Below are 13,868 nucleotides of genomic sequence, written 5' to 3'. Positions count from 1 at the left end.
CGGCTGATTGTCAGCTTGCTGCTAGGTATCGCCTTGCCAGGCCGGCAAAGTCGGCAGCGGGGCGGTCCAAAAAGTCCTCGGATATAAAGAAATCATAGCCAATGAGCTCGCGGTTGTAGTGCATCCGGTTGGCGAGCATCGCTTGTAAGCCCTTCAGTACACAACCCGACTGGGTGGTGTAGTGGTTATCATCGAACATAATGTCTTCAATCTCGTAGGATGGGTTGTCGATACCTTTGTAGGCCATGATTAACAGGATTCGCTGATCGATGAGTAGCTTGGTGGCGACCCGTGGACAAATAGCCGCGATGAACTCTTCGTAGTCTTTGAGCCTAACCCCCACCCATGGAACAGGCTGTTGCCACCCGTCTTTGTCAATGCTGGCTTGGGCGATAGTGTCGATGTTTTTCCAGCGAGCGAGCCAGCCTCCACAATGGCTGTGAAATTGGATATGCATAAAAGTAAGGGTGAAGGATAGCTCAGGACCTTGCGAGTACTTGTAACCAACAAGCATTGTAATGCAGGCAGCGATCAACAAGATGGCGACGACCGGTGGAGCCACAGCAGGGAAAACAAGACCAATGAGCGTGGCAACGACAACCCCGGCAATGCCTGCAATAAACAGGTTTGTTTGATAAGGAGCGATGCCGGTGGTGATGTACCGTGTTTTCAAACTGTCACGCATTGCCAATACCTAACTGTTTTAACCAACTTAAGTATTGTCCAAATGGCGAAAACGATCACTGAAGTTATGATTTTTTGATGCGCTACAGCCGGACAGCGGCACAATGTTGGGGGGACTTAGGTCGAGGGATTCTTAATTGCATATGGGAATTTATCCAGATGTTTGGCGAAGATGTAGAAATATCCCTGCATATTCTCATAACGTCTTTTTATTTCGAGATTTTTCCGCTAACCATAAAACATCAAAAAATGAGAGGTGGTCGCCTATTTTTGAGTTAAATCAGCTTTTGTTGCGGATGAAATAACCGTTTGCTGGTATTTCTCTGACATCCTTGGTATAACACGCGCTTACTTTTTCCCGCTGGAAGTATCGGCCTGTTATGTTTTCAGGTTGATGAATGGTGGTGACTGAAAGTAGTGCAACGGAGTAGGAAATTTAATGAGAATCTCTCACAAACGTAACGTTCAGCTGAAACTACAAAAACGCCTTAAAGGTCTTGTTGTTGAAGCAAAACCAGCAGCAGTTAAGGCTGTTGTGAAAAAAGCACCAACTGCAGAAACAGTAAAAGCTGCTCCAGCGGCGAAACCTGTTGTTGAAGAGCAGAAGTCAGTTGAAGCGGCAGCACCAGTTGCTGTAAAAGTGTCTTTGACTCCAAAACAGCAGCAAGTGCTAGATATTGTTGTTAAGAACGCTGAAGGCATCAATCCGAAAGGTATTGGTCTTGAAGCAGGCCAAGAAGACACTAAAGCGGCTTCTTGGGCCACTGGTGCGCTGAAAAAACTGACTGAAGAAGGTTTGGTTGAGCGCATCCAACTGGCAGGCAACAAGGTGCTTTACAAAGCACTTTAATTTCTGGGCAACCGAAGCGCACTGTTTGATATAGGGCGATTCAGAGTAGCTTTGAAATTGCAGCCAGGCCCGTTCCTGATGCTATCAGGGGCGGGTATTACTTTCTTTATATTCCTCGCAACAACTGCACTCTGCAACATTTGTAATACTGTCTCAAAACTGCGTTAATGTGTATCGTAATGATAAACATGTTGCATTCTCCTGTCGTTATGTCTCATCTCTGCTATAACTTATTATAAATAGACACCTATCACTAACATCTTGGTTTTCAAGATGTGTTATGCGGAGGCGAGTTTATGACAATGATAAGTGCTAGAGAGTTCGCCGACTGGTTACGCGTTCGATTTGCTAACGATGAGCAAGGCGTTAGTTTAACAAGGGACGACATCAATCAACTGACGGGACGCCAAAGTTTTTCGCTAGGATTTGTCAACGACATCCATTATGAACTCATGCAACATGGTATGGCATTTGTCACTGATACATCACGAGAAACGTTCTTTTTGGTTCCTGTGACGAACAAACCTTGGCGCGAGCAGTTAGAGCATCAGTATGAACGAGAGCTATTTTGCAACGTGCTACCATTAGATAAATCTGGCTAACCGACATCGCTAAAGCATCAGCATAAAAAAACGGGCGCAGAAGCGCCCGTTATTGCCTTAGCCGATATTGTGATGAGGTGAAGGCTTTGGTTAAAGAACCGCGGCGATACCTTTACACAACGGCTGCATGTTTGCCTTGGTCATACCGGCTACACTGATACGGCCAGAACCAACGATATAGATACCGAATTCATCCTTCAGACGGTTCACTTGGTCTTTGTTCAAACCAGAAAAAGAGAACATACCGTTTTGGCGTTCAATAAAGCTGAAGTCAGCGTCGACACCAAAGTCTTTCAGGGTCTGAACAAACAGCGTGCGCATTTCCTGAATACGGTCGCGCATGTCAGCCACTTCAACTTCCCACTCTGCACGCAGGTCTGCGTCGTTCAAGATTTCGGTCACAATTGCGGCACCGTGTGCTGGCGGATTGGAATAGATCACGCGAGCAATACTCTTCACTTGGCTAAATGCGGTTGCTGCTTCTGCATTGTCTTTAGCGACAAGAGTGAAGGCTCCTACACGTTCATTGTACAGACCGAAGTTCTTCGAGAACGAGCTGGCGATGAGAAGCTCTTCACATTGGTCTGCAAAAATACGAAGCCCTTGAGCATCTTCTTCCACGCCTTTGGCAAAGCCCTGGTAGGCAAAGTCAAACATAGGCAGTAGCTGTTTCTCTTTACATAACTCAGCCAATTGTTGCCATTGTGGTGCTTTTGGATCGATACCCGTTGGGTTGTGACAGCAACCATGAAGTAACACGATATCGCCAGGTGCGGCATTGGCTAGATCAGCGAGTGCTGCGTCAAAGTCCATGTCTTTGCTTTGCGCATCGTAGTAGCTGTATTGAACTGTCTTAAGACCAGCTGCGGTGAATACACCGTTGTGGTTGGCCCACGTTGGGTTGCTGATCCAGACTTTTACATCGCCAAGCTGGCGCTTGATAAACTCAGCGGCCAGGCGAAGCGCACCTGTACCACCTGGGGCTTGTGCTGTTTGTGCTCGCTTGGATGAAATGATTGGCGAGTCGGCACCGAACAATAACTGTTGTACAGCCAGACCGTATTCTGCCGTGCCAGGAATACTTAGGTAAGACTTGGTGGTTTCTTTTTCCAGCAAAATCGCTTCCGCTTTTTTGACAGTGGCTAGAACCGGTGTATTACCTGATTCATTTTTGTAGATACCAACACCAAGATTGATTTTTTCAGGGCGGGTGTCTTTTTTAAATTCTTCAGTTAAACCAAGAATTGGATCGGCGGGTGCAGCAGAAATTTTCTCAAACATTGTCAATCATCCATGCTGGTAATGGTAAAAGGTTAATATGTTCTTTATACCTTTTATCACGGGCGGTTGACAAGAAATTGTAACATCTTGGCCAAATAAAATATGACAGCAGTGAATTGTTACTAGTTTTCACTAACATTCAAACAAAACGGTCAAACTCTCATCAATGTTGTTTGCAAGAAAATTACAACAAAACATAAGAATATACTGGTGTTTTGTGCGCCAAATCGCACTGATTTTGTATAAATTTCATCTAAATACGTAATTTTATTATAAATCAAATATGCAAGAGTGACCCTATGTGAAACTGATCACAGTTGGTAGGGGTGGGGTTGTCATAGCATTGTTTCCCGATGGAAATCGGTCAAATGTGATGATCATGGCCTGAATTAACGATGTAAACATAGAAAAATCCTGTTTTCACCGCGGTTAATTCATAAACATACTAATATACCCAAGTTATCTCAAAGTGTCTTAATTTGACGTTATCTGGGTTTGAATATAATAACGATCATCTGTTTGTCCGAATGTTATAAATCTGCTGCATTATCAATACGTTTTGCCGCAGGAATTATCGGGGAACACTCAATGGAAAAGCCACGCCTTACGTTTTGGCAGATATGGAATATGAGCTTCGGCTTTATGGGGATTCAATTTGGCTTCGGTCTGCAAAATGCCAATGTCAGCCGAATTTTTGAAACTCTGGGAGCAAGCATTGATCAAATCCCGATCCTTTGGATTGCGGCGCCGTTAACCGGTCTGCTCGTCCAGCCGATCATCGGTTACTTCAGTGACCGCACCTGGACGGTACTCGGCCGTCGCCGCCCGTATTTTCTCTGCGGAGCCATCGCTTCGTCATTGGCATTGATCATCATGCCTTATTCGCCGTATCTGTGGGTTGCCGCTGGTATGCTGTGGATCTTGGATGCATCTATCAACATTTCAATGGAGCCGTTTCGTGCCTTGGTGGCCGATAACCTTCCTTCTGAGCAGCGTACCCAAGGCTTTGCCGTCCAGACTTTCTTTATTGGTGTTGGCTCGGTGGTCGCGTCTGCTATGCCTTACTTGCTTAGCAATGTGTTCAATGTGGCCAATACTGCGCCGGCGGGAGAAGTACCACCCTCGGTGAAAATTTCATTTATGTGCGGTGCTTTGGTGTTTGTGGCATCGATTCTTTGGACAGTGCTCAAAACCAAAGAATACACGCCGAAAGAGTTGGCCGCTTTTCATAATACAGAGCCTGAACAACAGGAAGAAAAAGCCAGCCTGAAAGCAATCTTGTCTGATATCAAGGCGATGCCGAAGACCATGATGCAATTGGCCGTGGTGCAATTCTTTTCTTGGTTTGCACTCTTTGCAATGTGGATTTACACCACCTCGGCGGTGACTTCGCAAATTTTCGGGACCACAGATACTAGCTCGACCCTGTATAACGAAGGTGCTGATTGGGTCGGCTTGTGTTTTGCTGCCTATAACGGCATTTCTGCCCTGGCTGCCTTTGCGCTACCTTGGCTGGCACAGCGTACCAGCCGTAAGTTTGTTCATAGCCTGTCGCTAATCATTGGCGGTTTGAGCCTAGCGTCAATTTCTCTTATTGAGAACCCGGCAATGCTGATGGTGAATATGGTCGGTATTGGGTTGGCTTGGGCCAGTATCCTTTGTATGCCATACGCTATTCTTGCTGGGGCATTGCCTGCACACAAGATGGGCTTCTACATGGGCGTGTTTAACTTCTTTATTGTACTGCCACAAATCTTGGCTGCCGGTATCCTGGGATTCTTTACCCGTTGGGCGTTTGACGGCAATACCATGATGGCGATTGTTCTGGGTGGAGTATCAATGGTATTCGCCGGTCTTGTCGTCTGTATTGTGAAAGATGAAGATGAGCCTAACAAGGTAGAACAGGGTGTATCGGTAAAACCTGTTACCGTCTAACTCGAATTAGTGAACTGAAGCGATGGAAAGACCAGCTTAATGCTGGCCTTTCTATTTTCGACATGATGAGTAAGTAGTCAGTAGCCACTTAGTTAGCTAAATTGAGCCGGCCTTTTCTCCAAAAAGGCACTGACCGCCTCTTTGGCCTCTTCACTCCTTATCCTTTTAATTAGCTCGACGTTTTCATCTTCAATCGTTCGCAGCAAACGTGCTTTATCTTGCTGCCCAAGCATGCGCTTACTGATCCGCATCGCTTTGGGAGGGAGTTGAGCAATTTGCTTGGCACATTGCTGAGCGGTGTCATCTGGCGTATTACTGACTTGATTGACAAAGCCCACTGTCAGGGCTTCTTCGGCGGTCATAGCGGTACCCAGTAATAACATTTCTTTGGCTTTTCTTGGGCCAACCAGTTTGGAGAACTCGGTGCTCGAAGCCATCTCTGGGCAAAGTCCCAATTGTACAAACGGCGTTTTGAAAACAGCGGATGGTGAGCAATACACCACATCGACAAATTGCAGCATAGTGGTACCGATACCGATTGCAGGGCCTGAAACAGAGGCAACGATCGGCGTTTCGCACTCTACCAGTGATTTCATAAACCGCTCGCCATGAAAGTCAGCCATACCTTGTGAAATAGCCACAAAGTCTTGCATGTCATTGCCCCCGCAAAAAATTTCCGGTAGCCCACGCAATACAATCGCTCTTGTTTCTGCTGAACGGTTCGCCTGTGTAATGGTATCAGCCAAGGTGTGATACATCGATTGATTGAGGGAGTTTTTAGCTTCTGGACGGGTAAGTTGAATATCGAGAATAGGACCGTTGTGGGTAATGCGAATATCCATTTCAGCTTTCCTTAAGTGGTAAGAGGAGTTGCTTCTTCCTTGTAATCATGGACAAGGCCTAACTGGATGCCAATCAATAATACAAAAAGTGAGAGCTTGAGTTAGAAAGAGAGGTTTAGTCAGGAGCTATATAACCGAATTGTGTGCAATGGTTAGGAGGTGTTTATGTGTTGCCCGAGGAGGATATTGAAGTAATTAACACACTATAACCGTGTGTATGCGTGTTCTACCCATAGTTTTTGGATATAGCCATGCTGACTCGCCACAGGAAGCGCGTCAGCAGTTATCGGCACTGGTCGGTCAGGGCTAATTAAATGATAAAAGTATCGAGATACAGTTGCTCGACTTCTTTTCTTGCCCATTCAGTGCGACGCAGGAATTTCAGGCTCGACTTGATACTCGGGTCGCTGTTGAAACAACGCACTTTGACGATTTTACCCAGTTCTTCCCAGCCATAATGGTCGACGAGTTCTTGCACGATGTTTTGCAGGGTTAGGCCGTGTAATGGGTTGTTGGGTTGATGTTGGTTCATTGAGTCTACTTCATGGTTTGATCTGGGAGTGGCACTATACCAGCTTGGGTTGCACGATTGAATCTTCAGCTATTAATATCTGTTAGACTATAGAAGAACTTCGCAGCGAGCCATATTGGCAAGGCTGCATTATTTTTTAGGATTTATTGTGCTCAATAACGATATCTTGCGACGTATCCGCTACACCTTCGACTTCAACGACTCAGCGATGATCAATATTTTTGCTGCAGCGGAACACGAGGTGACACGTGAGCAAGTTAGTGATTGGTTGAAAAAAGAAGACGATCCGGCATTTAAAAAATGCACTGATCGTGAATTAGCTATTTTTCTAAATGGCTTGATCAATGAAAAACGTGGCAAGAAAGAAGGCCCGCAGGCTGAGCCAGAGTCGCGTCTGACCAATAACATGATCTTCATGAAACTGCGTATTGCGTTGAACTATAAAGCGGAAGATATTCTTGAAATCATGGAGAGTGCTGATTTCAATCTGAGCAAGCATGAGCTTAGTGCTTTCTTCAGAAAGCCTGACAACAAGCATTACCGTGAGTGTAAAGATCAAATCCTGCGTAACTTTTTGCTCGGGGTGCAGAATAAATTCCGCCCGGAAGCGGCTGAGTAAATCTGATTTTCAACCGCGCAATGGGGTAGATTGGATTTTGACTGATTGAATAAAGGCTGCCCAAGGGCAGCCTTTATTGTGTCTGTTAGCTGGCTTGTTCATCCAGACTAATTTCACCTTCATGCTCATTCAGTAGCATCTTCTGAACATTGAAGCCGCACAGCATTAAGATCAGGCACCAGTTCAAGAAAGGCAGTGTACCTTTGGTCATGCTCTCGGCTAGCTGGGCTGGCTTCCACTGGAAAGTCTCACAAAGGCTTTCAATCGTGATCCCCGTAAAGGTGTTGTCGCCAATTACGCGCTTGAACTCTTTTTCCGTCGGCATCTCAAAAGCGCTCTTGCTTTTAAATGCGGTTGGTTTGAACGCGCGCATCACTTTTCTGGCATCGACTTCAAGCGGCTGACCGTTATTCTGAATGTTTGGTCGGCCAGCCAGTGCTGCAAGGAAACACCAGCATGGATAAGGGATATCAGACATATTTTCAGGCTCACGCTTGTAGCGAGACATCCAGGCCGAGAGTTTTTTCTCTTGTAGACCCGTTAATCGCGCAAGGGTAGCACCATCGTAACCATACTCTTTGAGCCGGTTGATTATTTCAGCCACCTCGGAAACGAAGGGTTTTTTCCATTGGTTGGCAGGGGCTAGGGTGACATCTCTGATCATAGTAGGCTCATTGGGTATCTGGCTGTGGCTTGAGAGGTTCAAGCGGATTGGCATAAGCTTATGCGAAGCCCATAACTAAGTCTATTGGCTCGTGCCGATTAACCCCGTATCTGCTGTTTTCACCACCAGTTAGCCATGGGAGGCGGCCGGGCGAGAGGCTTTGCTCCGGCGGCGTTGAAATAACACCAAGGGGATATACAGCACGGCGTTGAGTCCAAAAGCGATGACTACACAGATAACAATACTTTCCACATCAATCGGAATACCGGGCTTGAAATGAATGAGCACCCGTTGAAGTTCGTCGACCCTTAGCGGATTAAATATATATACTGCCTTTTCGATCAGGTGGCCGTTTGAAAGGGTTGCTATCGCCTGCTCAAGCATCTGGTGCTGTTGGAGAACATCACGCTTTTGTTCTGCATCGACCCGGATGATAGAGCTCTTTTCTTGTAACAGTGCATCGATCAGGCTTTCGGCACTGTCAAAGCCGTGCCGGTGAGCATTATCCTCATAGCTGCTAACCTGTTGTCTGGTGGCATCATAAAAGCCGGAAAGGTATTGCAGGTAATGATCAGCCAGCATGGGGATTTGCAGCGTAGCTATTAATAGCCCACCGAAAATAAGCCTATCAATTATCCGTTTAACCATGTTGCCTCCATACTTTGCTTCGCACTGCATATAAACAGAAATATCGTAGAAAGAAAAGCGGCCAAGCCTTTGCGATATTATTTATAGCGCATTGCGCTTGGTAGATGTTCTGCGAATGTCAAAAGTGGGGGATAAAGGGGGGACGGAAAAGTAAGGGGGTCGGGGTATTTTATGAGGTAGAAAACAAACAGGACGAGCATAAAGCTCGTCCTGTATTTTTCTAACAATGATTAGGTGTTAGAAGTTTGCAGAGCGTGGCGCACGTGGGAATGGGATCACATCACGGATGTTAGCCATACCTGTCACGTAAGTGACTAGACGCTCGAAGCCCAGACCGAAACCTGAGTGCGGCACGGTGCCGTAGCGACGTAGGTCGCGGTACCAGCTCATGTGCTCAGGGTCGATGTTCATCTCAACCATACGCTTGTCTAGAAGCTCTAGGCGTTCTTCACGCTGAGAACCACCGATGATCTCACCGATGCCCGGAGCAAGAACGTCCATTGCCGCAACTGTCTTGCCATCTTCGTTCATACGCATGTAGAACGCTTTGATGTCTTTCGGGTAGTTTTTAACGACAACCGGTGCTTTGAAGTGCTCTTCAGCCAGGTAGCGCTCGTGCTCAGAAGACATATCGATGCCCCATTCAACATCGAACTCAAACTCACGGCCAGAGTCTTTCAGGATCTGGATTGCGTCGGTGTAATCAACCTGGGCAAAGTCAGAAGAAACAAACTGCTCTAGACGAGTGATTGCATCTTTGTTGATACGCTGAGCAAAGAACTCAAGGTCATCACGGCGCTCTTCAAGTACCGCTTTGAATACGTACTTCAGCATGTCTTCTGCAAGCTTAGCCACATCGTCAAGCTCAGCAAATGCGACTTCAGGCTCAACCATCCAGAATTCCGCTAGGTGGCGGCTGGTGTTTGAGTTCTCAGCTCGGAAAGTCGGGCCGAATGTGTATACCTTGCTAAGTGCACAAGCATATGCTTCAGCGTTCAACTGGCCAGAAACCGTCAGGAACGTTTCTTTACCGAAGAAGTCTTTGTCGAAATCCACTTCGCCAGCATCGGTCATTGGTGTGTTCACCAAGTCCAGCGTTGAAACGCGGAACATTTCACCAGCACCTTCTGCATCAGATGCAGTGATAAGTGGTGCAGACATCCAGAAGAAGCCCTGCTCGTGGTAGAAACGGTGGATAGCCTGAGATAGGCAGTTACGAACACGAGCAACCGCACCGATTACATTGGTACGAGGGCGAAGGTGTGCCACTTCACGAAGGTACTCGATTGAGTGACGAGTTTTCGCCATCGGGTAAGTATCTGCATCTTCAACCCAACCAACCACTTTTACTTCAGTTGCTGCTAGTTCGAAATCCTGACCTTTTGCTGGTGATTCAACAATCTTACCTGTGACCTCAACAGAGCAACCAGTTGTCAGCTTAAGCACTTCTTCCTGGTAATTATTTAACTCATTAGGGACCACGGCCTGAATCGGGTCGAAACAAGAGCCGTCATAAATGGCAAGGAAAGAGATCCCAGCTTTGGAATCACGACGTGAACGGATCCAGCCGCGGACAGTGACTTCACTGTCAACCGCTAGCTTACCGCTAAGTACGTCTGTTACAGGCGCGTAAGTCATGTGTAAATTATTCTCCGTTAAGGCACTTTATTTGTGTATTGCCGAGTATTTTATCCCAATACACAGTCCAAGGAGACCATATTACCTGTCTTACGTTTAGCATCAACCCTTGTTATTGCCTGAAAGGGTAAATTGATGCAGTAATCGCTCTAATTGTTCTACTAAGTGTTCAAGATTTACGCTAATTTCTTTCGAGGATAGGGCATGAGTAGCGGTATCGTCTGCATGTCGGGTGATGGTGTCGACTTTTGAACGGATACCATCTGCCAATGAGGCTTGGCGAGCACTTTGTTGTTGAATGTCGATGGCATGAGTGTTGACGACCTGTATTTGATCGCCCATCGATGAAAGAGCGGCAGACAACTCTTGGATAGTACCAACTTTGTCATAAGCAGTTTGGCAAGTATTGTCGATAGCATCTGCAGAGGCCTCGCAGCCATTGTGCAGGGTTTCAATAATGGTTTGAATATCGCCGGTGGCCTGGTGGGTACGCGTGGCAAGGCTCCTGACTTCATCGGCAACGACGGCAAAACCCCGTCCTTGTTCACCCGCTCTTGCCGCTTCAATGGCCGCGTTTAGCGCCAGTAAGTTGGTTTGCTCGGCAATGTTGCGGATCACATCAAGAATAGTGCCGACCTGTAGGCTTTGTTGATTGAGGTGATCGATTTTGAGCTTCACATGTTCGATGTCTTTGACCAGTAGCTGGATACTGTCACCGGCTTCAGCGGCGAGCTGGGTACCGGTCATTGCCGATTCAGCGGCATGCTGGCTCAATGTGGCGGATTCTGTGGTGCGCTGCTCGATATTATGTTGCTGGTGCTGCATCGTATCGATGGCACTGAACATTTCACTGGTTTCAACTCGCTGGCTATCGGCTGCCTGAGTGGTCTGGGAGGAGACTGAAATTAAATGATTGGCTTGCTCGGTTAGCGATTCTGAGGTTTGCTGGACTTGCATCAAGCTGCCAGAGAAGTTATCCAGCATCTGGTCGTAGCTATTACACAGCTCACCGATTTCATCCTCTCGTTTTTCATTCAGGCGCTGGCTTAGATCTTTATTCTTGCTGGTGGTTCGCATGTAACCTGACAGCCGCTTTAGCGGCTTGACGATAATCCGGCGAATCATAAACAAGGTGAACAGGAATCCCGTCGCGGCGATAGCAGCCATAATACTGCCAGCTGACAGCAATTGCTGGTTTACCCGTTGGTAGAGCGGAACCAAATTATACTCCAGCCTAACCACGCCAAGTACTTCGTGCTCAGGCACGATATGACACTGCAAGCAGTTGGTGCCTCGGTAGTCAGCACGGGCTTTCATCGGTAGGGCGACTAATAATTTTTTGCCGTTTTCTGAGGTAATGGTTTCCGTAATGGTTTCGCCAGCCAGCGCCCGTTGGTCAAAACTGTCTACCGGAGCTTGGTTGTCCAAGCCGGGGCCGAAGAACTGGGTAATGCCGGGGCCACGGATCACCCGAACATTTTCAATGCCACTGTGGGAGAGTACTTTTTCACGCAGGGTTTCTTTTTGCGACATGGTGCCGGTGAGCATCATCATATTTAAGCTATCAAAATAGTTACCGGCTTTATCGAGGGTTTGCTCTCTGATCACCGATTCCAGCAGTTTCTTTTGCTGTCCGGCCTCATAGATGAGGCTGCTGACCAATACGATAGTGAAAACAGAAAATAGGGTAAGCAGCAGTTTGTTGGCAATTGTAAGGCGCATCTTCCATGATCTCTTATTTTTATTATGGCTATTGTAATGTGTTTGAATTGTTAAGAGATGGTTGGTGTTGGGTGGGTGTGATGACGAGCAAATATTCGACGGAGAAAGGTGACTCGAATGTGACCTGTGCAAGGTCGAAGTTGCTTGTTATTACATGATCTTTCACGGCAAAGGGTGATTTTAGAGAATGACAACCCAGGCGAATGCCTAGGTTGATATTGTTACGTTATTGTTGGGCGGTAAACTGTACAGCTGTCATACCATAGTAGACTTTATCGTCGAAGCCTTGCTCGAGCTTGTAATAGTCCTTTTGGCATCCTTCACGTTGGTAGCCACATTTTTCCAGCGTTTTGTATGAACCAATATTGGTGCCGTAGCAATCTGCGCTGATTTTGTGACTGCCTAATTCGCTAAAGCCAATTTCTGTCATCAGTTGGCAGGCGCTAGTGGCGATACCTTGCCCCCAAGCGTGAACGGGCAGTTGGTATCCCACTTCATAATTGCCTACACAGAACATGACCTGAGTGATAGCGGCCATCCCCATGTAGCGATCCTGCTGGTCGCGGATAACGAAAGTAGGGTTATCTGGCCAAATTTCGTCGCTAATCGCGTGTTGGGTGTTCTCAATAATTGGCGTGAAGAAGTCTTGGTACAAGCTCTCATCCGCTGGAGCAAAAAAGAGGTATTGGTTTACCCTGTCATCGCCAAGCATGGTGATGATCTCGCTCAAGTCCGCTGGTTGAATAAGCCTGATGGTCAATGTGTCGTGAAACGCGACTGACTCACCTTGTTTTAATTGTGAATATGACTCTGAATTTGACCTTGGGTTTTCTTTTGATTTTGACATAACGACCTCGTTTTCTTGCGGCTATATTAACCAACCTGATTCGATAGCTATTGGACTTTTGCGACAAAAGAAAAATAAAAGGCTGTGTTATTCAAAATCACCGTAGATGTCGATAGTCAAATCCCTTTTCTCTAGGTAGCGGGAAGGTGTACGTTTGAGTTGCTGCTTGATCTGTCGAATCAAATGCGACTGGTCGCTAAAGCCAAACTGCTGCGAAAATGTCGCCCAATCGATGTCTCCGGGTTGCTTGTAGAGAGCTAAAATCATTTGCTCTAGTTTCATCATCAGCTGGTAGTTCTTGATACTTAACCCCGTGACTTGGCGAAAGCTACGCTCCAGTGTACGTCTCGAGCAAGCGCATTGTTCTGCCAGGGTATTTATATCTAAGTCATGCTGTTCCATGGCCGTAATCGCTTTTTGCGATATGGAGAATGGCTTATCGATATTAGTGGCCAAACTTAATGCGTCAATTTGGCGGTTAATACAACCGATAATGTTTTTCTTAGATCGGCACTGCCATAAGGCATTTTGAAACTGGTTATCAAACATGGGTGTTAGCCAATCAAACCAGCCACACTGATTGATCAGATCTTTGCTGGCTTTGTTCAATAGATAGAGCCCTTCAGGCCGAAAAGTAATACCGATTCGCCTAAGTGGCGCGGTGTCGACAAGGGTGAGCAGTTGATCACTGGCTGCAAGTAAGTGACTGCCTTGGCCGGAAATGTGCTTACTACTGCCCTGATAACTGAAGCTTTGCTTCATTGGGGTAAAGAGAAGATGCGCCCTAGGATTTGGGATGAGCTGTGGCAGTTGTTCAATGGTGTCACCGTGTTCCACCTCCAGATACCATATCTGGTGGATCAGCCATTCATAGCCTGTTAGTGGTTGTTTCCAAGTGATCATTCACCCTACCTTTCATTGACTGATCGATTTGCTCTCTCTTCGATATTCTAAACCAGTCGGGCTTATCATTTCTTGTTTTGCGTGACGGGGGGATAGCATTC

General features: G+C 46.7%; 14 protein-coding genes. 4 read left to right on the top strand and 10 right to left on the bottom strand.

Features of this window, described 5'->3' with window-relative positions:
* Positions 1-10 precede the first annotated feature (10 nt).
* Entirely contained in the window at positions 11-685 is a 675-nt protein-coding gene (locus C9I99_RS08420; RefSeq protein ID WP_107348397.1) for a DUF2982 domain-containing protein, read from the bottom strand.
* A 438-nt stretch (positions 686-1,123) separates the two neighbouring features.
* Between C9I99_RS08420 and C9I99_RS08415 the strand changes: the two genes are divergently transcribed.
* Together C9I99_RS08415 and C9I99_RS08410 are read left to right on the top strand one after the other, a co-directional pair.
* Positions 1,124-1,534: a MarR family transcriptional regulator gene (locus C9I99_RS08415; RefSeq protein WP_107348396.1), complete on the top strand. Its 411-nt coding sequence runs from the start codon at positions 1,124-1,126 to the stop codon at positions 1,532-1,534.
* Between the two features lie 296 nt (positions 1,535-1,830).
* The gene (locus C9I99_RS08410) at positions 1,831-2,136 is read left to right on the top strand and encodes a hypothetical protein (protein WP_107348395.1); all 306 of its coding nucleotides are present in this window, start codon (positions 1,831-1,833) and stop codon (positions 2,134-2,136) included.
* 90 nt (positions 2,137-2,226) lie between these two features.
* Here the strand turns inward: C9I99_RS08410 and C9I99_RS08405 are convergent, their stop codons facing one another.
* Complete coding sequence (locus tag C9I99_RS08405; protein ID WP_107348394.1) at positions 2,227-3,417, bottom strand: amino acid aminotransferase; 1,191 nt, start codon at positions 3,415-3,417, stop codon at positions 2,227-2,229.
* 588 nt (positions 3,418-4,005) lie between these two features.
* Here C9I99_RS08405 and C9I99_RS08400 point away from each other — a divergent pair.
* A complete protein-coding gene (locus C9I99_RS08400) occupies positions 4,006-5,352 on the top strand; it encodes an MFS transporter (RefSeq protein ID WP_107348393.1) in 1,347 nt (448 codons plus the stop codon).
* Positions 5,353-5,444: 92 nt separating this feature from the next.
* Here the strand turns inward: C9I99_RS08400 and C9I99_RS08395 are convergent, their stop codons facing one another.
* On the bottom strand, positions 5,445-6,194 hold the full coding sequence (locus C9I99_RS08395) for an enoyl-CoA hydratase-related protein (protein ID WP_107348392.1): 750 nt from the start codon (positions 6,192-6,194) through the stop codon (positions 5,445-5,447).
* Between the two features lie 310 nt (positions 6,195-6,504).
* A complete protein-coding gene (locus tag C9I99_RS08390) occupies positions 6,505-6,726 on the bottom strand; it encodes a VF530 family protein (protein WP_107348391.1) in 222 nt (73 codons plus the stop codon).
* Positions 6,727-6,874: 148 nt separating this feature from the next.
* On the opposite strand from C9I99_RS08390, the gene C9I99_RS08385 reads away from it, so the two are divergent.
* On the top strand, positions 6,875-7,345 hold the full coding sequence (locus tag C9I99_RS08385) for a YehS family protein (protein WP_107348390.1): 471 nt from the start codon (positions 6,875-6,877) through the stop codon (positions 7,343-7,345).
* Between the two features lie 85 nt (positions 7,346-7,430).
* Here C9I99_RS08385 and C9I99_RS08380 read toward each other — a convergent pair whose 3' ends face one another.
* The 6 genes from C9I99_RS08380 to C9I99_RS08355 form a co-directional block, all read right to left on the bottom strand.
* Positions 7,431-8,009, bottom strand: a complete 579-nt coding sequence (locus C9I99_RS08380; protein ID WP_107348389.1) for a hypothetical protein — start codon at positions 8,007-8,009, stop codon at positions 7,431-7,433.
* 129 nt (positions 8,010-8,138) lie between these two features.
* On the bottom strand, positions 8,139-8,657 hold the full coding sequence (locus tag C9I99_RS08375) for a DUF2937 family protein (RefSeq protein WP_166645386.1): 519 nt from the start codon (positions 8,655-8,657) through the stop codon (positions 8,139-8,141).
* A gap of 237 nt (positions 8,658-8,894) precedes the next feature.
* Positions 8,895-10,295, bottom strand: coding sequence for an asparagine--tRNA ligase (gene asnS, locus C9I99_RS08370; protein ID WP_107348387.1), 1,401 nt, complete (start codon positions 10,293-10,295; stop codon positions 8,895-8,897).
* A gap of 102 nt (positions 10,296-10,397) precedes the next feature.
* The gene (locus C9I99_RS08365) at positions 10,398-12,017 is read right to left on the bottom strand and encodes a methyl-accepting chemotaxis protein (protein ID WP_107348386.1); all 1,620 of its coding nucleotides are present in this window, start codon (positions 12,015-12,017) and stop codon (positions 10,398-10,400) included.
* A gap of 226 nt (positions 12,018-12,243) precedes the next feature.
* Positions 12,244-12,864, bottom strand: a complete 621-nt coding sequence (locus tag C9I99_RS08360; protein WP_107348385.1) for a GNAT family N-acetyltransferase — start codon at positions 12,862-12,864, stop codon at positions 12,244-12,246.
* Positions 12,865-12,951: 87 nt separating this feature from the next.
* Positions 12,952-13,767 (bottom strand): helix-turn-helix domain-containing protein, encoded by an 816-nt coding sequence (locus C9I99_RS08355; protein WP_107348384.1) that lies wholly within the window; start codon positions 13,765-13,767, stop codon positions 12,952-12,954.
* Between the last annotated feature and the right edge of the window lie 101 nt (positions 13,768-13,868).

The organism is Photobacterium lutimaris (genome assembly GCF_003025555.1).
GTDB lineage: Bacteria > Pseudomonadota > Gammaproteobacteria > Enterobacterales > Vibrionaceae > Photobacterium > Photobacterium lutimaris.
Note: the sequence above shows the minus strand (reverse complement) of the source record. Positions and strands in the feature narration are given on the sequence as shown.